The organism is Acidobacteriota bacterium (assembly GCA_030697165.1).
In the GTDB taxonomy this organism is placed as follows: Bacteria; Acidobacteriota; Vicinamibacteria; order Vicinamibacterales; family UBA2999; genus 12-FULL-67-14b.
The window spans coordinates 192605-215723 of record JAUYQQ010000015.1; the positions used below are offsets into that span (position 1 = coordinate 192605).

At 67.6% G+C, this 23119-nt stretch carries 17 protein-coding genes; 14 read left to right on the forward strand and 3 right to left on the reverse strand.

All coding sequences use genetic code 11. From position 1 onward, the window contains the following. Positions 1–69: 69 nt before the first annotated feature. From Q8T13_14550 to Q8T13_14580, 7 genes are all read left to right on the forward strand, one after another. Entirely contained in the window at positions 70–2001 is a 1932-nt protein-coding gene (locus tag Q8T13_14550; GenBank protein ID MDP3718979.1) for a histidine kinase, read from the forward strand. After that, positions 1998–3197 carry a SpoIIE family protein phosphatase gene (locus Q8T13_14555; GenBank protein MDP3718980.1) on the forward strand — a complete coding sequence of 400 codons (1200 nt, stop codon included), beginning with the start codon at positions 1998–2000 and terminating at the stop codon, positions 3195–3197. Before Q8T13_14550 ends, Q8T13_14555 begins: the two co-directional genes overlap by 4 nt. Next, positions 3194–3931: a response regulator gene (locus Q8T13_14560; GenBank protein ID MDP3718981.1), complete on the forward strand. Its 738-nt coding sequence runs from the start codon at positions 3194–3196 to the stop codon at positions 3929–3931. Before Q8T13_14555 ends, Q8T13_14560 begins: the two co-directional genes overlap by 4 nt. 103 nt (positions 3932–4034) lie before the next feature. Beyond that, positions 4035–5195, forward strand: coding sequence for a sulfite oxidase (locus Q8T13_14565; GenBank protein MDP3718982.1), 1161 nt, complete (start codon positions 4035–4037; stop codon positions 5193–5195). Next, positions 5192–5653: a hypothetical protein gene (locus Q8T13_14570; GenBank protein ID MDP3718983.1), complete on the forward strand. Its 462-nt coding sequence runs from the start codon at positions 5192–5194 to the stop codon at positions 5651–5653. Before Q8T13_14565 ends, Q8T13_14570 begins: the two co-directional genes overlap by 4 nt. A gap of 7 nt (positions 5654–5660) precedes the next feature. After that, a complete protein-coding gene (locus Q8T13_14575) occupies positions 5661–6422 on the forward strand; it encodes a DUF1295 domain-containing protein (GenBank protein MDP3718984.1) in 762 nt (253 codons plus the stop codon). Between the two features lie 48 nt (positions 6423–6470). Next, positions 6471–8795 carry a fused MFS/spermidine synthase gene (locus Q8T13_14580; protein ID MDP3718985.1) on the forward strand — a complete coding sequence of 775 codons (2325 nt, stop codon included), beginning with the start codon at positions 6471–6473 and terminating at the stop codon, positions 8793–8795. Positions 8796–9307: 512 nt separating this feature from the next. On the opposite strand, the gene Q8T13_14585 is transcribed toward Q8T13_14580, so the two are convergent. Together Q8T13_14585 and Q8T13_14590 are read right to left on the reverse strand one after the other, a co-directional pair. Further along, positions 9308–10702: an FAD-dependent oxidoreductase gene (locus Q8T13_14585; GenBank protein ID MDP3718986.1), complete on the reverse strand. Its 1395-nt coding sequence runs from the start codon at positions 10700–10702 to the stop codon at positions 9308–9310. A 210-nt stretch (positions 10703–10912) separates the two neighbouring features. Then, positions 10913–11497 (reverse strand): XRE family transcriptional regulator, encoded by a 585-nt coding sequence (locus tag Q8T13_14590; GenBank protein MDP3718987.1) that lies wholly within the window; start codon positions 11495–11497, stop codon positions 10913–10915. Between the two features lie 220 nt (positions 11498–11717). Between Q8T13_14590 and Q8T13_14595 the strand changes: the two genes are divergently transcribed. The 7 genes from Q8T13_14595 (at position 11718) to Q8T13_14625 (ending at position 21577) form a co-directional block, all read left to right on the forward strand. Continuing rightward, positions 11718–12152: a fasciclin domain-containing protein gene (locus Q8T13_14595; GenBank protein MDP3718988.1), complete on the forward strand. Its 435-nt coding sequence runs from the start codon at positions 11718–11720 to the stop codon at positions 12150–12152. Between the two features lie 131 nt (positions 12153–12283). Further along, positions 12284–13360 (forward strand): hypothetical protein, encoded by a 1077-nt coding sequence (locus tag Q8T13_14600; protein MDP3718989.1) that lies wholly within the window; start codon positions 12284–12286, stop codon positions 13358–13360. 60 nt (positions 13361–13420) lie between these two features. After that, complete coding sequence (locus Q8T13_14605) at positions 13421–14836, forward strand: aldehyde dehydrogenase family protein (protein MDP3718990.1); 1416 nt, start codon at positions 13421–13423, stop codon at positions 14834–14836. Between the two features lie 40 nt (positions 14837–14876). Then, the gene (locus Q8T13_14610) at positions 14877–16184 is read left to right on the forward strand and encodes a glycosyltransferase family 4 protein (protein ID MDP3718991.1); all 1308 of its coding nucleotides are present in this window, start codon (positions 14877–14879) and stop codon (positions 16182–16184) included. 38 nt (positions 16185–16222) lie between these two features. Continuing rightward, a complete protein-coding gene (locus Q8T13_14615) occupies positions 16223–16885 on the forward strand; it encodes an ABC transporter ATP-binding protein (GenBank protein ID MDP3718992.1) in 663 nt (220 codons plus the stop codon). A gap of 2 nt (positions 16886–16887) precedes the next feature. Next, positions 16888–20292 carry an ABC transporter permease gene (locus Q8T13_14620; protein MDP3718993.1) on the forward strand — a complete coding sequence of 1135 codons (3405 nt, stop codon included), beginning with the start codon at positions 16888–16890 and terminating at the stop codon, positions 20290–20292. Positions 20293–20389: 97 nt separating this feature from the next. Continuing rightward, positions 20390–21577, forward strand: a complete 1188-nt coding sequence (locus Q8T13_14625) for a PQQ-like beta-propeller repeat protein (protein MDP3718994.1) — start codon at positions 20390–20392, stop codon at positions 21575–21577. Positions 21578–21607: 30 nt separating this feature from the next. Here Q8T13_14625 and Q8T13_14630 read toward each other — a convergent pair whose 3' ends face one another. After that, positions 21608–23017, reverse strand: a complete 1410-nt coding sequence (locus Q8T13_14630) for a PQQ-binding-like beta-propeller repeat protein (GenBank protein MDP3718995.1) — start codon at positions 23015–23017, stop codon at positions 21608–21610. Positions 23018–23119 lie beyond the last annotated feature (102 nt).

The window sequence follows — 23119 nt, forward strand, 5'->3', positions numbered from 1 at the left end:
CATTCAGGCCGTTCGGTCCGCTGGCAACGACCGGCGGGCGCGGGAATGGCGTATAACCAGACAACGGTCATGGTCTACGTCAGCCTGGTCTCGCTGTTCGTCTACTTGTTCGGCGCCTACGCCTATGGCGCTGCGACCGTGCTGGGGTTGCGCGAGGCGCTGCCGTTCTGGTCGCGCCGGGATCGGGTCGGCCAATCGCACCTGGACAACGCCCCGATGGCGATCATCGTCATCAGTACGATCTGGTTCATCCTGCACACGCTGATCGAGTTCCGCAACCTCACGGGAAATGTCGGCCGCGACTGGCTCGACGTGGGCACGTTCATGGTCTACGCGTTTCCGCCGGTGATCATGCAGGCGGTCTACCAGGAGACCAGCCACAGCGACGACCCGCCACCCCGAATCTACCGGCAGATGCTGCTGGGCATGTTTGTGCTGTCGCCGCTCGTCGGCGCCGTCACGATCGCCGCGATCTTCCGCGTGATCACCCTCCCCTTTGACATCGGCCCGCTGATCGGCACGTCGATTGGCTCGCTGTTCGTCATGGCCAGCGCCTACTCCACCGCGATCATGATGCGGCGCAAGCGCACCACGCCGACCTCCGGCCAGCGGCAGCTGCGCACCGTCATGGTGGCGCTCTATGCCGTGCTGGGCATCGTGTTCATCGCGATGATGTTCCTGCAGGAACAGCGGGTCGCGATGGGCATTCTCGAGCGCGTCGCGCGCTCGTCGCCACTCTACTTCCTGATCGCGTCGGTCTACTTCGAGAACCGGTTCGCGTTCTACGACCTGGTGGTGAAACGCGCCTTGTTACTGCTGATGAGCATCGGCACCCTGGGCGTGGTGCTGGCGCTGGCCATGCCTTGGCTCGATCGACTGCCCATCAGCGCCGCGCGGCCGTGGCTGTTCGCCGTGGCGCTGACGCCGGTGGCGATGATCATGCCGTGGCTGCACGCCCGTATGGAACGCTGGCTCGACCGCATCTGGCTCGGCCGCGAATTTACGCCCGTGGACGCCGTCAAGTACGTGCTGGCCGCGATGCAGCCGGCCACCGACGAACAGATGCTGCTGACCACGGCCGAGGCCAAGCTGAGCGAGATCTTCGGCGCCCGCATCGCCGTCTTGATCGGCGCGCAGTCGCCGCCGCCCGGCCTGACGATCGAATCCGAGGTCCAGATGCCCACGCCGATCTCGGACCAGCCGGTGCGCATCGCCGTGCTGCGGATGCCCGAGATGCGCCGGATCCTGAGCGAGGACCTGGCGCTGCTGCGCTCGCTGGCCGGCGTGCTCGGCTTCATGCTCGAGAACCTCCGGCTGCAGCGCAAGCGCCAGGAACAGGACCTGATCGCCCAGGACCTGCGGCTGCAGTCGAGCAAGTCGGAACTGAAGGCGCTGCGCGCGCAGATCAACCCGCACTTCCTGTTCAATGCCCTGAACGCCATTGCCTCGCTGATCCACACCGACCCGGCGCGCGCCGACGAGGCCGTCGAGCAGCTGGCCGAAGTGTTCCGCTACACGCTGCGGCGATCCGATTCGGAGTGGGCGCCGCTCGACCAGGAGCTGACCTTCGCGCGCGCCTACCTCGACGTGGAACAGGCCCGCTTCGGCCAGCGGCTCTCGTGCACGATCGATTCCGATCACGTGGCGCCGGCACCGAGCGTGCCGTCGATGTTGCTGCAAACGCTGCTCGAGAACGCCGTGAAGCACGGCGTGTCGCAGTCGCGCGAGCCCGGCCGCATTGAGGTGATCGTCCGCACCACCAGCAGCGAGGTCAAGCTCGAGGTCCGCAATACCGGTCCTTCGACTCGGGGCGACGACCTGCTCGTCGCCGCCCCTCGCTCAGGACAGGCCCGCGAGGGTGAAGGGTTTGGCCTGCGCAGCGTGCGCGAGCGCTTGAAAGGGCACTTTGGCGACGCCGCCACCTTCGCGCTGACCCGCGACGAAGCCGCCGGCCTCACCATCGCCCGCATCACCATGCCGCACGTGAAGGTGGCGGCATGATCCGCGCCGTGCTCGTGGACGATGAGCCGCCGGCGCGCGTGCGCATGCGGCAATTGCTCGAGGCGGCGGGGGGAGTCGTGGTGGTCGGCGAGGCCGGCAGCGCCGTCGAGGCCCGCGAGGTGATTCGCGACACCCGGCCCGACGTGCTGTTTCTCGACGTCGAGATGCCGGAAGTGCGCGGCACCGCCCTGGCCGCGTCGCTCCCCGAACCGCGGCCGTATATCGTCTTTGCCACCGCCTTCGACAGCTACGGCCTCGACGCCATCGCCGTCGATGCGACCGACTACCTGCTGAAGCCGGTGTCGCGCGCCAAGCTGGCCACGACGCTCGAGCGCGTGCGCGCGCGGCTGTCGAAGCAGTCGGACCTCGAACGCGACGTCCGCGCGGGATCGGCGGTGCAGTCGCACATGTGGCCGGGCGCGCTGCCGGTCGTACCCGGATTCGACTGCGCCGCGGCATCGCTGCCGGCCCGTGGTGTGGGTGGCGACTTCTACGACATGTTTGCGCTGAGCGACAACAACACCTTAGGCACCCTAGGCACCCTAGGCACCTTAGGCACCCTAGGCACCTTAGGCACCTTAGGCACCCTAGACACCCTAGCAAGATGGGCCCTCTTGCTGGGCGACGCATCTGGCAAGGGCGTGGCCGCAGGCCTGGTCGCCTCGGCCGTGCAGGCGCGCGTCCACACCGCGGCGCGACTGGCGAACCTGGCCCCGGCCGCGTTAATGGCCGCCGTTGACCGCGATGTCTACGCGACCACGGACGGCGCGCGTTACGCCACCGCGATCTACGCCACCCTGGACGCGGCTACGCGGCGGTTGACGCTGGTCAACGCGGGGCATCCGTCGGTGCTCGTCGCCCATGGCTCGGCGCTGACCCGCCTCGGCGCTTCGGGCCCGGCACTGGGATTGACCGAGGCCGGGCACTTCACGGCCCACGACCTCACGCTCGCGCCCGGCACGCTGCTCGTCGCCTACACCGACGGCGTCAACGAAGCGCACGACGAAGCCGGCGAAGAGTTCGGCGAGGACCGCCTCGCCGCGTTGCTCTCGGCCAACGGCCATTTGCCGGCCGCCGAGCTCTGTTCCTGTATCCTCGACACCGTGCGACAGCATCGCGGCCGCCGACAAGACCAGGACGACGTCACCGCGCTGGTGGTGAGGGCCCTTCGCCATGGCTCAGGGCCAGTTCAATGATCCGCACGCTGCTGGTAGACGACGAGCAGCCCGCGCGCGAGCGGTTGCGGCAGTTGCTCGCCGCGCACCCCGACGTCGAGGTGGTGGGCGAGGCCGAAGACGGCATCGACGCCGCCGAGAAGATTGCCGCGCTGACGCCGGACCTGGTGCTGCTCGATATCCAGATGCCGGGCGCGAGCGGTCTCGACGTGGCCGCCTCGCTCGGCCAGCCGCGGCCGGCGGTCATTTTCTGTACCGCGTTCGATCAATACGCGGTTGACGCCTTCGAGCTGTCGGCCATCGACTACCTGCTGAAGCCGGTGAACCGCGCGCGCCTGGCGGCGTCGCTGGATCGCGCGCGGGCGGCGACCCAGCCCCGCGGCCGAGATCGCGCCCTCGAGGGACTGTCGCACGCCGCAGGCCTGTCGCCGACCCGCTTCCTGGCCCGCCGCGGCGCCCGCTTCCGCGTCGTCCCGGTCCACGACGTGGTCGCGTTTACGTTCGTCGAGGGCGTCACCCACGTCATCACCCTGACCGAGCAGCTGACGATGCAGCCGACGCTGGCGGCGCTGGCGCGGCGGCTGGACGCCGGTTCGTTCTTCCAGGTGTCGCGCACGGCCATCATCCGGCTCGACGCGGTGCGTGAAGCCAAGCCGTTTGCCGATGGCACCGGCGAGATCACGCTGGCGAGCGGGACCACCATGCTGGTGTCGCGGCGGCGCTGGCGGGCGCTGATAGAGCGGCTTGAGGCTTGAGGCTTGAGGCTTGGGGCTTGGGGCTTGGGGCTTGGGAGCGACCCGCCCTACCCGCCCTACCCGCCCTACCCGCCCCACCTGCCATATCCCATATAATCCACGCATGATTTCGCGCCGCGACCTGTTCTCGCATCTCGCCATGGCCGGTGTCGTGGCCCGCATGGCTCCCGAATCCCTGTTCGCGCAGGCGCCGTCGGCGGCGCAACGCTTCGGCAAGGAGAAGCTGATCGTCCGCTCCATGCGGCCGCCCGACTTCGAGACGCCGGTGTCGCTGCTCGACTCGTTCATCACGCCCAACGAGCTCTTCTATGTCCGTTCGCACCTGCCGGTGCCGGCGCAGCTTGATGCCGCGACGTGGGCGCTGAAGGTGGGGGGCGAGGTCAACTCGCCGCTGTCGCTGTCGATCGACGAGATCAAGAAGCTGCCGGCGGTCACCGTGACGGTGACGCTCGAGTGCGCGGGGAATGGCCGGGCCTTCTTCGAGCCGGCGGTGGCCGGCATCCAGTGGGAGAAGGGCGCGGTCAGCACCGCCCGGTTCACCGGGGCGCGGCTGTCCGACGTGCTGAAGCGCGCCGGGGTCAAGACCACCGGCAAGAACGTCGAGATGCACGCCGCCGACCGCCCGCTCGGCACCATGCCGGCGTTCGTGCGACAGGTGCCGATGGCCAAAGCCATGCACCCCGACACCCTCGTGGCGTACGCCATGAACGGCGAGGACATCCCGGCCGTCCACGGCTTCCCACTGCGCTCGATCGTGCCGGGCTGGGAGGGCGCGTATTCGCTGAAGTGGTTGAACGCGCTGAACGTGCTCCCGGGCGACTCGTCCAGTTTCTGGGTGGCCACCGGCTACCGCTATCCGAACCGCCGCATCGCGCCCGGCGCGGCGGTCGATGCCAAGGACATGGAGCCGCTGACCGGCCTGGTGGTGAAGTCGCTGATCACGACGCCCGCCGCCGGAGCGTCGTTCGCGCCGGGCAAGATCGCCATCGGCGGCTTCGCGTGGGCCGGCGAGACCGACATCACCAAGGTGGACATCTCGATTGACAACGGCGCCACGTGGACGCCGGCACGGCTGACCGGCGAACAGGCGAAGTACACCTGGCGGCGGTTCGAGCACACGTTCACGGTGAGCTCGCCCCAGTCGGTGCTGATCTTGTCGAAGGCCACCGACGCGGCGGGGGTCGTGCAGCCGGCGGTGTCGCAATGGAATCCATCCGGCTACCTCTGGAACCAGTACGATTCGGTCCGGGTCGAAGTCAAATGATCCGCGCCACCCTCGCCCTGCTCCTCCTCGCGGCGGCTTCGGTCACCGCGCAATCACCAGGCGCCGACGTGATGAAGCAGCGCTGCGTGAGTTGCCACGAAAGCGACATCATCACGTCGCAGAAGCTGTCGCTGACCGGCTGGACGCGGTCGGTGGACAAGATGGTGCGGTGGGGCGCGGTCATCACGCCGGCCGAACGGGACGTGCTGCAGCCCTACCTGGCGGCGAATTTCGGCCCGAAGCCGGCGGTGGCGCATGCAACCAGCGAGGCGGGGGCTGCGTCCTACAGGCGAGCATGCCTGACCTGCCACGACGCCGACATCATCGAGCAGCAGAAGCTGTCGCGCATCGGCTGGACCCGCTCGGTCGAGAAGATGATGCGCTGGGGCGCGACCGTGAGCGCCGACGAGAAGGAACCGCTGGTCGACTACCTCGCGTCGCGCTTCGGCCCACGGTAGGTCCCCCGTGCTGACCGGTCTGCTGGTCGTCATCGCACTCGGCATCTTCCTATGGCTGATCTCGCTCGCCGTTCGCGATTCGAGCATCGTCGACATCGCGTGGGGACCGCTGCTTTTCATCGTTGGCCTGACCTACTACCTGGGCATCGCCGAACCGGGCCCACGGGCGCATCTGGTCGTCGCGCTGACCGGGCTCTGGGCGATCCGCCTGGCCCTGCACATCGGCATGCGCAACCTGGGCCACGGCGAAGACTTCCGCTACGCGGCGTGGCGCGCGGAGCATCCCGACACGTGGTGGATTCGCAGCTACTTCAAGGTGTTCCTGTTGCAGGGCGTGATCGCCTGGGTCGTCGCGCTGCCGCTGTTCTACGCCGCTACGTCCGAGACCCCGGCGGCGCTGACCCTGCTCGACTGGGCAGGCCTCCTGCTGTTCGCGTTCGGCTTCCTGTTCGAAGCGATCGGTGACGAGCAGTTGCGGCGCTTCAAGGCCGACCCGGCCAACCAGGATCGCGTCATGAACACCGGCCTGTGGCGCTACACGCGGCATCCCAACTACTTCGGCGAAGCGGTGCTGTGGTGGGGGCTGGGCCTGATTGGCGCGGCCACGCCGCTCGGATGGATCGGCCTCGTCGGGCCGGCGATCATCACCTTCCTGCTGCTCAGGGTGTCTGGTGTGGCGATGCTCGAAAAGACACTGAAGACGACAAAGCCAGGCTATGCGGACTACATCGCCCGCACGCCGGCGTTCTTCCCACGAATGCCGAAGTAGGGCTTGGGGCTTCGCCCCTCCTCAGGGCCTTTGATACACTGGCAGGCGTTGACAGACCCGGCCGCGCCGCGATCCCCAAGCTGGCTCCTCCCCCTTCTCCTGCTCCTGTTCTTTGGCTCGGGCGTCTGTGCCCTCGTCTACCAAGTCATGTGGCTGCGGCTGCTGGCGCTGGTGTTTGGCGTGACGGTCTATGCCGCGAGCACGGTGCTGGCTGGCTTCATGGCCGGTCTGGGCCTGGGCAGCTTCGTCGCCGGCCGGCTGGCGAGCCGCATCACTCGCCCGCTGGCGGCGTTTGGCATTGCCGAAGTGTTGGTCGGCATCACCGCCTTCATCTCGCCGGTCGTGCTCGATGGCTTGACCCGCGTCTGGGTCACGATTCACCCGTCGTTGCCAGACTCGGTGGCCGCGATCACGGTCATCCGCTTCATCGTCGCCTTCATGGTCCTGATCGTGCCCACCTCGCTGATGGGCGCCACGTTGCCGCTGGTGATCAAGTCGGCGGTGGCCCGCGAAGCACGCATCGGTGGCCGCATCGGCCTGCTCTACGCCATCAACACCACCGGCGCCATCCTGGGGGCGCTGGTCGCGGGGTTCTACCTGATCTCGGAAGTGGGCGTCGAATTGTCGTTCCGCTGGGCGGCGATCGGCAACATCGTCATTGGCATCGTCTCGCTGGTGGCGGCGTACGCGATGCCGCCCCAAGAAACCAGACGACCCGCCCAGCCCCACCAGCCCCTCCAGCCCCTCCAGCCCAACACCATCACCTCCGGCCAGCGGCGGATCGTCCTGTGGACCTTCTTCGTCTCGGGGATGATGTCGCTGGCGCTGGAGATTATCTGGTTCCGGATGCTGGTGATATTCCTGCGGCCCACGGCCTACGCCTTCACCATCATGCTGGCGTGCGTGCTGGCCGGGATCGCGCTCGGCAGCGCGCTCGCGGCACCGATTCTGCGGATCCGCGGCCACTGGCTGCCCGCGCTGGCGGTGCTCCAGTCCGTGATCGGCGTCACGGCGGTGCTGTCGCTGAACGCGCTCACCCGCAGCCAGGACGCCATTGACGTCGCGACGCCGTGGTTCGACTCGCTCGGGTTGCACACCTACCTGGCGCCGCTGGTCGCGTCGAGCCTCGTGGCCATGCTGCCCACCATGCTGCTGCTCGGCCTGGCGTTCCCGATCGGACTCTCGCTGTGGGCCGGCGATGACACCAGTGACGACACCAGCCGGCGCGTCGGCGCGTTCTATTCGCTGAACGTGTTTGGCGCCATCCTGGGGTCCCTGCTCGCCGGGTTCGTGCTGCTGCCGACCCTTGGCACCCACACCAGCCTGATCCTGGTTTCGGCTTTGGCCACGACCTCCGCGGTCGTCCTGGCGTGGTCGCAGCGACGCACCCGACCGGCATTCGCGTACGCCGTCGCCGGGCTGGCGCCCCTGGCCTTCGGTCTCGGCGCGGCCTATTCGCTGGATCCCTTCGACGTCGCCCTTGAGCGGCTGCATCGAGGCGAAACGTTGGTGTGGCGCGAGGAAGGGGCGCAAACGACAGTCTCGGTCCACGATCGCACGGGCAGCCGGCCCATGCGCATCATGTATCTCGACGGCAACCACCAGGCCAACAACTCCCAGGCCACCGCCTTCGTGCATCATCGCATTGGCGCGCTGCCGGTGATGTTGCACCAGGCCCCCACCACCGCCCTGGTGGTCGGCCTCGGCGGCGGCGCCACGCCGGGCGCCGTCGCCCGTCACAACGTGGCGGTCGACGTCGTCGAGCTGTCGGCCGCGGTCGTGGCCGGCTCCGACTTCTTCAAGGACATCAACTTCGACCTGCGTTCGCGGCCCAACGTCAAGCTGCACGTGGACGATGGCCGCAACTTCCTGATGATGGCGCGCAAGAAGTACGACGTGATCACCGCCGACATCATCCTGCCCCGCCATGCCGGCGCCGGCGCGCTCTACTCGAAGGAGTACTACGAACTGGTGCGCGACTCGCTGGCCGAGGGCGGCCTGGTCATGCAGTGGAACGGCGGCGACTCGGCGACGGAATACAAGCTGCTGATGCGGACCTTCATCTCGGTGTTCCCCTACACCACGCTGTGGGGCGACGGCAGCCTGATGCTGGGCAGCATGAAGCCGTTCACGCTCAGCCAAAGCGCCTACGAGGCGCGCCGCGCAGGGTTCGAGCTGTTCGACTGGGATTTGCCGACGCTGAAGCGCATTTATATCGCGGGCACGGAGGACATCCGGGCGTTTGTCGGCGACGGTCCGATCCTGACCGACGACCGGCCGGTGATTGAGTATTTCCTGTCGCTGCCGAAGGACGACGCCCCGGGCGGGTACACCGGCCCGCGAGGGGTGTTTGAAAAGATACTGACGCCCTAGGGCCGCTGAGGGCTCGGCATCGATGTGGCGTCCGCCTTTAGGCGGACCAGTCGCGCCTCGTGGGGCTCGGCGCTCACGCGCCTTCGTAGGGGTCGCGGCTTCGCCCCTCCTAGGGATCACTTACTCGAAACACCTTCCACGGGGTCGCCACTCCTATACCTGTCCAACAGGCCGTTCAGGGGCGCGGCCCCTTGTCTCACTTGCAGTTCAAGCGCGTCGTACTGCGCGGGTGCGAGATACCCGAGTCGCCTTGCTGCGTGTAGGCCATACCCGACCTCGGCCAGCGACGCCGACGCGATGCTGAGGAAGTGTTTCCAGGCGATCAGGGTGTGGTGTTTGAGCATGAGGGGCGTGGGCAGCAATGCTGATGCCACGCTGGGGGTCAGCGCTCACGCGCCTCGTGGGGCAAGTGCCACCCCAGGCAGGCAACGGTTCAGCCTCGGCAAGCGGGTGAGGTGGCTCACCTACCAGTGCCTCTCCTTGCGCCGCGGCGGCGTCGCTTTCTCGGCCCGTTACCCGCGCGCCAGGATCTCACGCGCTGCACGGACGCCGGATTCCACGGCGCCGTTTAGCATCCCAAACCACGCTGACGTATGCTCACCGGCAAAATGCACCCGACCTTCTGGCCGCTGGATGAGCGGGAACGCCCGCAGGAATTGCCCCGGCGCGAAATAGCTGTGCCCTCCGCGCGACCATTCGTCTGTGCCCCAGCAGTACGATGACCCACGTGCGAAGTACGCGTTGGCTGCGGGGTACGCCGAGGCGACCAAAGTCAGTGCCCGATTAACCCGCTCGTCTTCGCTCAGGGCCGCAATCGCTGTAGCTTCGTCTTGATACAGGTGCGCCTCGAGAACGGCGCCGGGGCCAGGCTGATTCCACGTGTGATCTTCGATCGTCGCCCGTTCTGTCTGGGCCTGGGCGACGGTGGGAGGCTGCCAGAACCGCTCGCGCATCTCGAGGTACACGCGGGAGTGGGAGTTGTATGGCAGCGTCTCGATCAGATCCTGCCTGCGAGCCGACCAGCGCGGCCCGGTCTTGATGTGGCGTAGCACGGAGAACGGAAGAGAGCAGACTGCGTAGTCGCCTTCAAACGACCGCCCGTCGGCAGTGTGCGCATGGACCGTGCCCCGATCATGCTCGATCGCAGTCAGGGCACAGCCGTAGTGGATGTCGCTTCCCAGCCGGCGCGCGAACGCGTCGGGCAGCTGGTCGTTGCCTCCGACAATCTGGTATGCGTCGTTGCTGGCTCGCCGGGCCTCCCCCCACAAGCTCTGCAGAGCCGACGTCTGCGACATGTCAATGCCGTTGCGGCCTCGGTGGGAAAAGCTTAGCAGCTCCACGGCCGCCGTGGAGGCACCCTGCCGCCGCAGGAACTCGGCCATAGTCACCTGATCCAGCCAGCGGAGCGCCGGAGGGGTCAATTGAGGATCCTCCACGCTTGCCAGCGCGTCGAGCTGTTGTCCCGAATAACGGCGGCGGATGGCGGCCACGTCCAGTCCGCGTTCTCCGTCTGCCAACTCCACACCGGAGGTGTCGAGGCCGGATACCCAACGCCCCCGAAGGAAGTTTCGCGATTGGCGGCGTGCGGTGGACACGGTGGGCAGGCCGAACTCCTGCACGTAGCGAAGGAGATGGCGCTGCGAGCCGTGGATGATCATCCCTCCCGCCTCGGCGTACAGGCCGTTCGGAAACTGGCGAAGCGTAAGGACGCGGCCGCCAGGGCGGTCTCGCGCTTCAAGGACCGTCACCGTGTGGCGGGCCTTCGTCAGTTCGTAGGCAGCAGTGAGCCCCGCCAAGCCAGCGCCGAAGACCAGCACCGTGCGGCGTGGTCCACGCGATTGCCAGATGCTTGGTGCAACGGCCCCAAGAAGAGCGTTGCTCATGAAGGTGCGGCGAGTGAACTTCATCGGCGTCTCAATCAGACTCAGGTGTTGCCGAGACACATCATGAGTGCCGTCTGACGGCATCGCGACTGCGAGCCATCGGTCCAGCACGGAGCGGATGATAGCACCAACGTTTGGCAGAGGCTCTGCGCGGTGAACCCCTACGAGGCGCGTGAGCGCCGAGCCCTACGAGCGCCGGCGGCGCGAGCCCCAGCGCCGCCGCCGGCGGCGCCCCTACCCGCCCGTCGTGACCACAATCGCCTCGCACGGGCGCGCCCCCAGGCGCGAGTACGAATGCGGCTGCGCGGAGTCGAAGTACATCGAGTCGCCCTCGTCCAGTTCGTGCGCCTCCGTGCCCAGCGTCAACGCCAGCCGCCCCTTCAGCACATGGATGAACTCGGCACCCGCGTGCTCGTGGGCCCGCGGGCGCGCCGGCGCGGCGAACTTCACCCAGTAGCTATTCAGCTTGCGCTCGGTCGCAGTGAAGTCCAGGCACTCGAACTCCCACGCCACCTCGCGCCCGCCCAGCCGCTCGCTGAACCGCGTTCGTTCGCCGCTCCGGACAGTGCCGGACGCCTTGCGGGGGGTTGAGGCGGTGAAGAAATGATCCAGCCCGACGCCGAACACCAGCGCAATCCGCAACAGCGTCGGCAGCGTGGGAAACAGGACGCCGCGCTCGACCTTCGAGATCATGGCCGCCGACAGGCCGGTGTGGCGGCCCAGCTCGACCAGGCCCATCTTCTTCTTCAGCCGCAGCGCGCGCAGCTTGGAACCGACGGCGTACTCGCGCAGGCCACTACTGAGAGTCGCGGACAACATTTTCCTGCTAGTTAAACATATGGTCTCCACAGGCACAACCAGGAAAACCACCTTTGACCGGGCTGCACCGGCCGCAGGCCACCGGGCGTCCTACCGGGCATAACGCGGTGGTGTGGTTGCCGCGGCGACAGTTTAGAAACGGAACTCAAGGAGAGTAATGATGAACGCGTTTGCAAAGAAGCTGATGGTTGGCGCCGCCGTGGCGGCCCTGGTGCTCTCGATGGGCAGCACGGTTCGGGCGCAGGGCAAGGACATTGTTGACACCGCGGTCGGCGCGGGCCAGTTCAAGACGCTGGCGGCGGCGCTCGGTGCGGCCGGTCTGGTGGAGACCCTCAAGGGCAAGGGTCCGTTCACGGTGTTCGCGCCGACCGATGCGGCGTTCGCCAAGCTGCCGGCCGGCACGGTCGAGATGCTGCTGAAGCCCGAGAACAAGGCCAAGCTGACGGCCATCCTGACCTACCACGTCGTCGCCGGCAAGGTGATGGCGGCCGACGTCGTCAAGGTGACGAGCGCCAAGACTGTCCAGGGCGGTGCCGTGGCGGTGAAGGTGACCGGCGGCAAGGTGACGATTGACGCCGCCAACGTGGTGACGACCGACATCGCGGCGTCGAACGGCGTCATTCACGTCATCGACACCGTGTTGATGCCCAAGTAAGCAAGTCTGCAGCGGGGCGTTCCTGTGGAGCGCCCCGCCCCCTACGAGGGCCGCAGGCCGAGCCCTACGAGCGCGAAGCCGCGAGCCCCACGAGGGCCGGAGGCCTCCGCCCTGAACTACAATTCCCTGATATGCCCGTCGCCGCTCCCGCTCTCGACCAGGCCCGCACCACGCTCGATGCGTGGGTGCGCGAGCTGATGCAATGGCACTTCTCCCCCGAAACCGGCTGCACCTTCTGGCTCGACTGGGCCGCCAAGGCCGGCTGGGACCCCCGCAAGGAAGTCACCGCCTATAACGACCTCGACAAGTTCGGGGAGTTCCAGGACGAGTGGCTGCGCGGCGGCCCGGTTCGCCGATGGGTGCCCAAGGCCTACCAGGACAAGCCGATCTACACCTTTGAAACCGGCGGCAGCACCGGCGTGCCGAAGTCACGCATCAACATCAACGACTTCCGGATCGACTACGAGTGGTTCAGTAAGACGCTGCCGGACGACAAGTTCCCCAAAGGCGCCGACTGGCTGCACGTCGGCCCGAGCGGCCCGCGCCGGCTGCGCCTGGCCATCGAGCACCTCGCCCAGCACCGCGGCGGCATCTGCTTCATGGTCGACCTCGACCCGCGCTGGGTGATCAAGCTGATCAAGATGGGCGAGATGGAGATGATGGAGCTCTACAAGCGCCACGTCATCGACCAGGCGCTCACCCTGCTCAAGGCCCACGACGGCATCAAGTGCCTGTTCACGACGCCGAAGCTGCTCGAGGCGCTGTGCGAACGCATTTCACTCAAGAAGGCCGGCATCACCGGCGTGTTCTGTGGCGGCACCGAGATGACCCCGCAGTTCCATCGCTTCGCCGTTGAAGAACTGATGGAAGGCGCGCACTTCGCGCCGACCTACGGCAACACGCTGATGGGCCTCGGCCCCAGCAAGCCGCCGACCACGGACGACAACTGGGCGATCATCTACTACCCGCCCGCCCCGCGCGCGATGATCGAGGTCGTGGACTTCGACAACCCGACCAAGCTGGTGGACTACGGCAAGACCGGCCGTGTCAGGTTGACGACGCTGACCAAGGAATTCTTCATGCCGCGCTTCCTCGAGCGCGACGAGTGCGAGCGCGAAGCACCGTGCGAGGCGTACCCGTGGGACGGCGTCAGGAATGTCAGGCCCTTCTCCCGGTTCCAAAAGAGCGTGGTCGAAGGGGTGTACTGACACCCCCGGGAGTCGGGAGTCGGGAACCGGGAGTCGAGACACATGTTGCATTTACCAATCTTGAGATGGGGCGTTCCCTACCGCAGCGTGAACCAGGTGGTCACGCCGCACTTCCGCACCCGCGCGCCGTTCGTGTCGATGAGCCAGGCCAACGTCGGGATGATTCGGCGCGACCTGCTGCGCCAGGGCGAGGCGCGCGCGACGCTGCAGGCCTTTCCGTACGCCGGCCTCGTCGCCATGGCGGGACGGGCCGCCGACCATTTCCTGAACGACACGCTGCCGCTCGATCCCGAGAGCGGCACCATGCAGTCGCCGCAGGACTACATCGAGCAGGTCTCGGCCACCACGGGTGCCCCGTACAGCAACGTGAAGCGCAACATGCTGAAGGTGCACGGCGTGTTGAGCAAGGTCACCGAAGTTCTGGCCGGCCTCACCCGCGGGCTCGACCTGAGCGTGCTCGACCAGGGCTACGGGCGCGTCAACGGCCAGATGCTGAGCTTCTTCGCCCGCGGTGATGCGATGGGCGTGGTGCTGCCCAGCAACTCCCCCGGCGTGCACTCGTTGTGGGCGCCGGCCACGGTTTTGAAGATGCCGCTGGTGCTGAAGCCCGGCAGCGCCGAACCGTGGACGCCGCTGCGCATGATCTACGCGTGGGTCAAGGCCGGCGCCCCGTCGGCGGTGTTCGCCTACTACCCCACCGATCACGCCGGCGGCAACGAGATCCTGCGCTCGACCGGGCGCGGCATGGTGTTTGGCGATGTCGGCTCCACCAAGCGGTGGAAGGCGGAGGGCCGCGTCGAAGTGCACGGTCCCGGCTTCAGCAAAGTCGTGATTGGCCCCGACGTCGCGGATCAGTGGGCGCAGTACATCGACATCATCGCCGAATCGATCGCGAACAACGGCGGCCGCTCGTGCGTGAACGCGTCGGGCGTGTGGGTGACGAAGCACGGCGATGCGATTGCCGAAGCGCTGGCCAGGCGGCTGTCGCAGGTGATCCCGCGCGCCTCGGATGATGCCGAGGCGGTGCTGGCGCCGTTTGCCGATCCCGATACCGCCCGGCGCATCTCGAACCTGATCGACGCGGACATGACCGGAGAAGGCGGCGCCGCGCGCGATGCCTCGGCGGGCGTGCGCGACGCGGATCGGGTGGCGTCGGCGCACGGCGGCAACTACCTGCTGCCCACGGTGATTCGCTGCAACGCCGACCATCCGCTGGCCAACCGTGAGTTCCTGTTTCCGTATGCCAGCGTCGTCGAAGTGCCTGCAGCCGACCTGCCGGACTGCCTGGGACCGTCGCTGGTGGTCACCTGCATCTCGAACGATCCGGCGTTCCGCGCGCGGTTTGTCGCCTCGCCGCAGGTCGATCGCCTCAACTTCGGGCCGATCTCGACGACCCAGATCGGCTGGGACCAGCCGCACGAGGGCAACCTGTTCGAGCACCTCTACGCGCGCCGGGCCATCCAGCGGCTCGCCTGAGGGGCCCCGCACGACCGACGGCGAATCGCAAACTGGTCCCATGCGAATCCTTTCCCTCACCGCTGGCGCCGCGTCGATGTATTGCGGCAGCTGCCTGCGCGACAACGCGCTGGCGGCGCGGCTGATCAAGCTCGGGCATGACGTCACGCTGTTGCCGTTCTACACGCCGACGCTCACCGACGAGGAAAACGTCAGCCGGCCGCAGCAGGTATTCTTCGGCGGCATCAGCGTGTTTCTCGAGCAGCACTCGTCGCTGTTCCGCCGGGCGCCGCGCTTCCTCGGCCGGCTGCTCGACGCCCCTGGCGTAATCAAGGCGTTCACCAGCGGATCGATTTCCGTGGACCCCAGGGAACTGGGCGCGCTCACGGTCTCGACGTTGCGAGGGCTCGACGGTCACCAGAAGCAGGAGATCGACAAGCTGCTGGAATTTCTGCGCGACGAGCCCAGGCCCGAGATTGCCAACATCCCGTACACGTTGTTGATCAGCCTGGCCGCGCCGCTGAAGCGCGCGCTCGGCTGCCCGATCGTGATCACGCTGCAGGGCGAGGACCTGTTCCTGGACGCGCTGCCGGAGCCGTATCGCGCCGAAGCCCTGGCGCTGGTGCGGGCACAAGTCGCCGACGTGGACCTCTTTATTGCGGTGAGCGAGTACTACGCGCGCTACATGCAGGACTACCTGGCCATTCCGGCGCACAAGATAACGGTAGCCCCGCTCGGGGTGAATCCGGACGACCTCACGGTGACGACCCGGACCCGGACCGATCCGTTCACCATCGGCTTCTTCGCGCGCATCGCGCCCGAGAAGGGACTGCACAACCTGGCCGAGGCGTACCGCATCCTGCGAACCGAGAAAGGGCTGCCGCCGTCGCGCCTGGTTGCGGCCGGTTACCTGCCGCCCGAGCATCGCCCCTACCTGGAAGGCATCGGCGCGCGGCTCGCCGCCGCCGGACTGGGTGACGAGTTCGTCTATCGCGGCACGGTGGATCGCGCCCACAAGGTGGGGTTCTTCCACGACATCGACGTGTTGTCGGTGCCAGGCGGCTATCACGAGCCCAAGGGCCTGTACCTGCTCGAAGCCATGGCCTGCGGTGTCCCGGTGGTGCAGCCCAACCACGGCGCCTTTCCGGAGATGATCAACCGCACCGGCGGTGGCGTGCTCGCCGCCTCTGAATCGGGCGCACACGTCGCCGAGGCGCTGTACGATCTGTGGCGCGACCCGGCCCGCGCGGCTGAGCTTGGCAAGAACGGCGCCGCCGGGGTGCGCGCGCACTACACGACGGATCACATGGCACGAGGGGTGCTGTCTGCCTACGAAGCGGCCATTCTTAACAAGAGAACAGGAGAATAGGAGGTCTTCTCTTGATCTCGTCGCCTCCTGTTAATTCAATGCTCGAAGCCACCAACCTCTCGAAGTCGTACCCGTCGCCCGCCGGCGACCTCGTCGTCTTGCGGGACGTCTCGCTGACACTGGCGCCCGGCGACGCCGCGTGCGTGATGGGACCGTCAGGATCCGGCAAGAGCACGCTGCTCTACATCCTCGGCGGCCTCGAGCCCCCTACCAGCGGCACGGTGAAGTTCGACGCCACCAACCCGTACACGTTGAATGCCGAGGGACTCGCGGCCTTTCGCAACCGCGAGGTCGGCTTCGTGCTGCAGGACCACTGCCTCTTGCCGCAGTGCACCGTGCTCGAGAACGTGCTGGTGCCAACGTTGGTGGGCGCGCCGGACCAGGATGCCCCCGCACGCGCCCGGACGCTGCTGTCGCAAGTCGGTCTCGGCGATCGCCTCGATCACCTGCCCTCGGCGCTGTCAGGCGGCGAGAAGCAACGGGCCGCCATCGCCCGCGCCCTGGTGCGCGAACCACGGCTCGTGCTGTGCGACGAGCCAACCGGTAACCTCGATGCCGAAACCGCCCACGTGGTGTCCGACCTGATCCTGCGGCTGCATACCCAGCAGCACACCATGCTGCTGGTCGTGACCCACAGCGAGGCGCTCGGCGCCAGGTTCGACAAACGCTGGTCGATGAACCGCGGCGTTCTGACGGTGTAGCCATGCTGACGCGTGCCAGTCTGCGCTTTTACGCCGCCACCCACGTGATGGTGGTGCTCGGCGTGGCCGTCGCCGTGGCGGTGCTCGCCGGCGCCTTGCTGGTCGGCGCATCGGTCCGCGAAAGCCTCAAGCAGATCGCGCTCGGCCGCCTCGGCGCCACCGACGTCATCGTCTCCTCGCCGACGTTCTTTCGGACCGCGCTGGCCGACACCCTGCTGACGCGCGCCGCCCAGCCGCAGCAAACGCCCATGGGGACGCGCGTCGATGCCTACCGCGTGTTGCGCGCCGCGGCACCGGTGGTCGTCGTCGGAGGCGCCGTCGTTCATGACGAGTCGAAGCGCACCGCCGGCCAGGTGATGGTCTACGGCATCGACGAGCGCTTCGGCCGGTTTCACGGCCAGGACGGCTTCGAGGTGGCGGGCCGTGACGCGCTCATCAGCGCCGCCCTGGCACAGGAAGTCGGCGCGAAAGCCGGCGACACCATTACGCTGCGGGTCGCCAAGCCCAGCGACATCCCGCTCTCGAGCCTGCAGGGCCGACGCGAAACGACGGGCGAACGCATCCGCGTGACGGTGACGCGGGTGCTCGACGACGCGGCGCTTGGCGAGTTCTCGCTGGCGCCTACCCAGGGCGCGGTTTTTGCGATCTACGTCCCGATGGGACGCCTGCAACGCGACCTGGGGCTCGGCGATCGCGCCAACACCATCCTGTTGTCGTTGACCGACGACGCCGAAGTGGATCCCCCGCAACTGGTGCGGGAGCTGATCGCGCCGGCAGCGGCGCTCGACGATCTTGGCCTTCGCGTGCGCACGACCACCGCAGGAACGACCCTGGTGGAGACCCGCGCGGGACTACTCACCGACGACGTAGTCGAGACCATCGCCGACCTCGCCGCTCGCGACCGGCGCCTGGTCGTCCCGGCGCTGACCTACGTCGCCAACACGATCCGGATCGGCGACCGCGAGATCCCGTATTCGACGGTGTCTGCGATTGATCTCGATGGCTATAACCGCCTGATCGGCGCAGTCGGCCCTACCTCCGCGCCACAGCCTTCTCCCGCCGTTACGGTGGGCAGGCCTTCCGCCTCGGCCGCGTTCTCTGGCCACGCGCCGATCTGGCTGAATCAATGGGCGGCCGACGACCTGCAGGCCCGCATCGGCGACGAGGTCACGCTCGAGTACTTCCTGTGGTCCGACGCGGATGGCCTGGGCTCGTCGAGCGCGAAGTTCACGCTGGTGGGGATCACGCCCATGACCGGGATCGGCGGCGACCGCACGCTGACACCCGACTATCCCGGCATCAGCGATGCCGCCGACATGACGTCGTGGGATCCGCCTTTTCCGGTCGAGCTGAAGCGCGTCCGCCAGCAGGACGAAGACTATTGGGATCGTTACCGGGCGGCGCCCAAGGCGATCATCTCGCTCGCCGAGGGGCAACGCCTGTGGGGCTCGCGCTACGGACGCGTGTCGTCGATGCGCCTGTCAGGCACGACGCCGGTGGCCGCACACGACATTCCGCCCGCCTCGGCCGGGTTCACCGCCCGCGCGGTGCGCGGCGAGGCGCTGGCCGCCGCGCAGGGCACCACCGATTTCGGCGAGTACTTCCTCTACTTCAGCTTCTTCCTGGTCGTCTCGGCGCTGCTGCTGGCGTACCTGTTCTTCGCGGTGGGATTGGACCAACGGACACGCGAGGTGGGACTGCTGGCGACGGTGGGCTTCACGCCGGCGGCGATTCGCCACGCCTTCGTCCGTGAAGGCGCGGTGCTGGCCGGCATTGGGGCGGTGATCGGGATCGCCGCGGCGCTCGGCTATGCCGCCCTCATCATGTACGGCCTGCGCACCTGGTGGGTGGGCGCGGTCGGCACGACGAAGCTGGCGCTGCACGTCGCGCCGGTGTGGCTCGCCGCCGGCGCCGCCGGCGCACTCGCGGCCGGCGTGCTGGCCATCTGGATCGGCGTCCGCCAGATGAGCCGCCGGTCGGCGCGATCGTTGCTTAAAGGGGAGACTGGGGCGGGTCGGGCGGGTCGGGCGGGTCGGGCGGGTTGGGTGGCGATCGCGTTCGCGCTGCTCGGTCTCGTACTCATCATCGCTTCCGCGTCCGATGCACTCAACCCCACGGCCGGCTTCTTTGGCGCCGGCGGCGCCTGGCTCGTGGCCGGCCTGTGCGGCGCGTCGGTGTGGTTGCGCCGGCGACGGACGTCGCGCCCGCTGACGCGCGGCCTCACCGGCATGGCGCAGCTCGGCTTCCGCCACACCGCGGTCAATCCCGGCCGATCGGTCCTCAGCCTGGCGTTGATTGCGTTCGCCTGCTTCGTGCTGGTCAGCGTCGGCGCCTTCCGCAAGGCGCCCGTGAGCGGCGGCGACAAGGCCTCCGGCACCGGCGGATTCACGCTGATGGCCGAGTCGGTCGCGCCGCTGATGCATGACCCCAACCTGCCGGACGGCCGCGACGGCCTGGGCCTCGAAACCAACGACCCAATCTTCGCCAGCGCGCGAATCACCCGGTTCCGGCTCAGGCCGGGGGACGAAACCAGCTGCCTCACGCTTTACAAACCCACCAACCCGCGCATCATGGCGCCCGGCCCTGGCTTCGTTGACGAGGCCCGCTTTTCATTTGCGGCGTCGATGGCCGCCACCGCCGACGAGCAGGCTAATCCGTGGACGCTGCTCGAGCGGACGTTCGACGATGGCGCGATCGCGGCGGTGGCCGATCAAACCACGTTGATGTACGTGCTGCACCTCGGCATTGGCGACGACTTCGAGTTCACACCCGAAGGCCAGCCACCCGTGCGCTTGCGCATGGTCGGCGCCCTCGCCGACAGCGTGCTGCAATCGGAGATCATCATCGGCGAGGGCAACTTCGTCCGCCTGTTCCCTAAGCACGAAGGCTACCGGGTGTGGATGATCGAGGCAGCGCCGGCCAACCAGGCCGAGGTGACGTCTCACCTCGAAGACCGGCTGTCGGACTACGGGCTCGACGTGACCAACACGCTGGATCGCTGGGCGTCGTACCACCAGGTGGAGAACACCTACCTGGCAACGTTCCAGGCCCTGGGCTCGCTCGGCCTGTTGCTGGGCACCATCGGCCTGGGCGCGGTCCTGGCCAGAAACGTGCTCGAGCGCCGGCGCGATCTCGGATTGCTGAGCGCCGTCGGGTTCACGCCAGGCAACGTGCGCAGCATGGTGTTGTCGGAAGGGCTCGCGCTGGTCGTGGGCGGCACGCTGCTCGGCGCGGCCTGCGCGATCGTGGCGGTGTGGCCGGCGATCCAGGACCGCGCCCAGGCCGTGCCGGTCGGCAACCTGCTCTCGCTGCTGTCCGCCGTCGTGCTGACCGGTGTGGTCTCGTCGTTGTTTGCCGTGCGGCTCGCCACGGCAACGCCGATCGTTAGAGCGATTAAGTCGGAGTAGATGCATGTCACGGAAACACGGAAACACGGCAACACCGAGCCTGGTCTTTAAGGGCATTTCGAAACGATGGTCCGTGTTTCTGTGTTTCGGTGTTTCCGTGGCCATCATTTGGTCCGGCTCCGCGCAGGCGCCAGGATGGTCGCAGTGGCGCGGGCCTTCGCGCGACGGCGTCGCCTCGTCTTTCACCGTGCCCGCAACGTGGCCCGCACAGCTGACCAGGCGCTGGCAGGCCACGGTGGGGCTTGGGCATGCCTCGCCGGTTGTCTCCGGCAACCACGTCGTCGTCCATTCGCGACTCGCGAACCGAGAGGTGATTGCGGCGTACGACCTGCAATCGGGCAAGCAGCTCTGGCAGGACGGCGTCGAGGCTCCGTACACGATGAACGCCGCCGCCCTCGGGCATGGGCCGGGACCGAAATCAACACCGGCGATTGCCGATGGCCGCGTGTTCACGCTGGGCATCAGCGGCATCTTCTCTGCGCACGACCTGGCCACCGGCAAGCTGCTGTGGCGCAAGAACGCGCCACCCACGCCGCCGGAGTTCGGTACCGCCTCGTCGCCGGTTATTGACGGTCCCACGGTCATCGCTTACCTGGGGGGGCCTGGAGCGGGCGCCCTCACCGCCATGGAGGTGGCCACCGGCACGGTGAAGTGGCGCTGGACCGGCGACGGCCCAGCCTATGCCTCGCCCATCCTGGCGACGCTCGGCGGCACGCGCCAGGTCATCACGCAGTCGCAGAACAAGCTCGTGGCGGTCGATGCGGCCAACGGCCAGTGGTTGTGGGAAGTCGCCATCAAGACACCGTACGAACAGAACTCGGTCACGCCCATGGTCCTGGGCGATCTCGTGCTTTACGCAGGCCTCGAAAACCCCACCACTGCGCTCCGCGTCACGAGGACCGGCACCAGGTGGACGACGGCGCCGGCGTGGCGCAACGAGGACGTGCCGATGTACATGAGTACTCCGGCGGTGTCGGGAACGGCGGTCTACGGACTGTCGACGAGGAACCGCGGTCACTTCTTCGCGATCGATGCCGCCACCGGCAAGACGCTGTGGACCACGCCCGGCCGCCAGGCCGAGAACGCATCGATCGTGCGCGCCGGCGAGTACTTGCTGATGGGCACGACCAACAGCGAGCTGGTGGTGGTCCGCGCGAACCCGGCGCGGTTTGAAGAGGTGAGGCGCTACACGGTCGCCGACTCGGCGATGTGGGCCCATCCCGCCTTCGCGGGACGGACCATCATCGTCAAGGACGTGGACAAGCTGATCGCCTGGACGTTCTGACGCGCGGCTTGCCGTGAGCGAGCCGACGGCCTACGGCCGTGGGCGAGTCGAACGGTCGCCGATCGCCCAGAGATAGGACGATGTGCGCATGAACAGCTGCCCTTCCGACACGGCCACCGTGCTCAGGCAGTAGGGCGCGCAGTCGTTCAGCAGGCGGTTCGACGACAGGATCTCGAACTTCGGACCGGCGGTGTAGACCGTCGTCAGCCCGTCTTCTTCGGTCGTGACGTAGATCTTGCCATCGGCCAGAATCGGCGACGCGCTGTAGGTGCCAGACGGCAACCTGACGGGGCCATAGACGGTTGCACCCGTCTTGACATCCAGCGCGAAGGCCACGCCCGTGTCGCGCACGATGTAGAGCAACTTGCCATCGCTCACGGGTGTTGGCACGTCGGGCCCCTGCGCGAACTGCCACGCCACGTGGGTCTTCGCCACGTCCCCGCTGCCGCCGGGCCGCATGGCGGTCAACGGATTCACGCGCGTCGGCGCGATGATCAAGTCGTTGACGATGGTCGGCGACGCGACAATGCGGTACGCGCCGTTGCGCTCGGGATTCAGCACGTCGGCGCGCCAGTACTCTTTGCCGGTGGCCGGGTCGTGACCCGACACCACGTCGCCGCCAGTGATAATGAGCTCCGCGCGGCCGTTCGCTTCAATCCAGGCCGGCGTGATGTACGAGTCAGGCGACTCGTGCACGGCCGGGTTCGGACGCTCGACCCGCCACACGGTCTTGCCGGTCAGCTTGTCGATCTTGAGGATGTACGACGGGTCGTCCGTCTTCATGCCGTGCAGCACGGGCACGTAGAGGGCGTCTCCCTTCAGCAGCGGCGAAGACGCGTAGCCCCAGTTCAAGCCGAACTTGCCGTAGTCGGCCTGGATGTTGCGCGCCCAGACTTCCTTGCCGCCGAAGTCGAACGCCTTGAGCACGCCGAGGCCGGTCATCACCCACACGTACTTGCCGTCGGTCACCGGCGAGGGCGACGACATGTTCTGCTTGCGCTCCATGTGATTGGAGTTGGTGAGCGGGCGCTTCCAGTTGACGGCCTGCTTGTTGCGATCGATCGACCACAGCTCGAGCACGCCGGAATTGCTGGCCGTCGCGACGTTCAGGAAGATGGTGTCGCCCCAGATGATCGGCGTCGAGCCGCTGTAGGCCGGCAGCGGCAGCCGCCACGCGATGTTCTTGGTCTCGATGTTGTTGCAGACCGTAGGGACGATGGGTCGGCCCTGCTTGCCGCCACCGCCGGGAAACTGCGCGGGCTCGGCCTCGTCGGCCGAGAACGGGCCGCCGCTGCCGCTGCCGCCGTCGCCGCCGGAGACCGGCGCGTCGGCGCAGGTGGCGCTCCAGGAGACGGGCAGCCCGGTTTCCTTGCTGACCCCGTCGTGCGAGGGGCCACGCCAGTGGGGCCAGTTTTGAGCCAGCCCGGCAGTACTAGCCACAACCAGCAAGACCGTCGTCAGACCAAGCACGTTTCGCATAGAACCTCGGATAACAATACCCACCGACCCGCCGTCTCGTTTACGGGCCACCGATCACAGCCG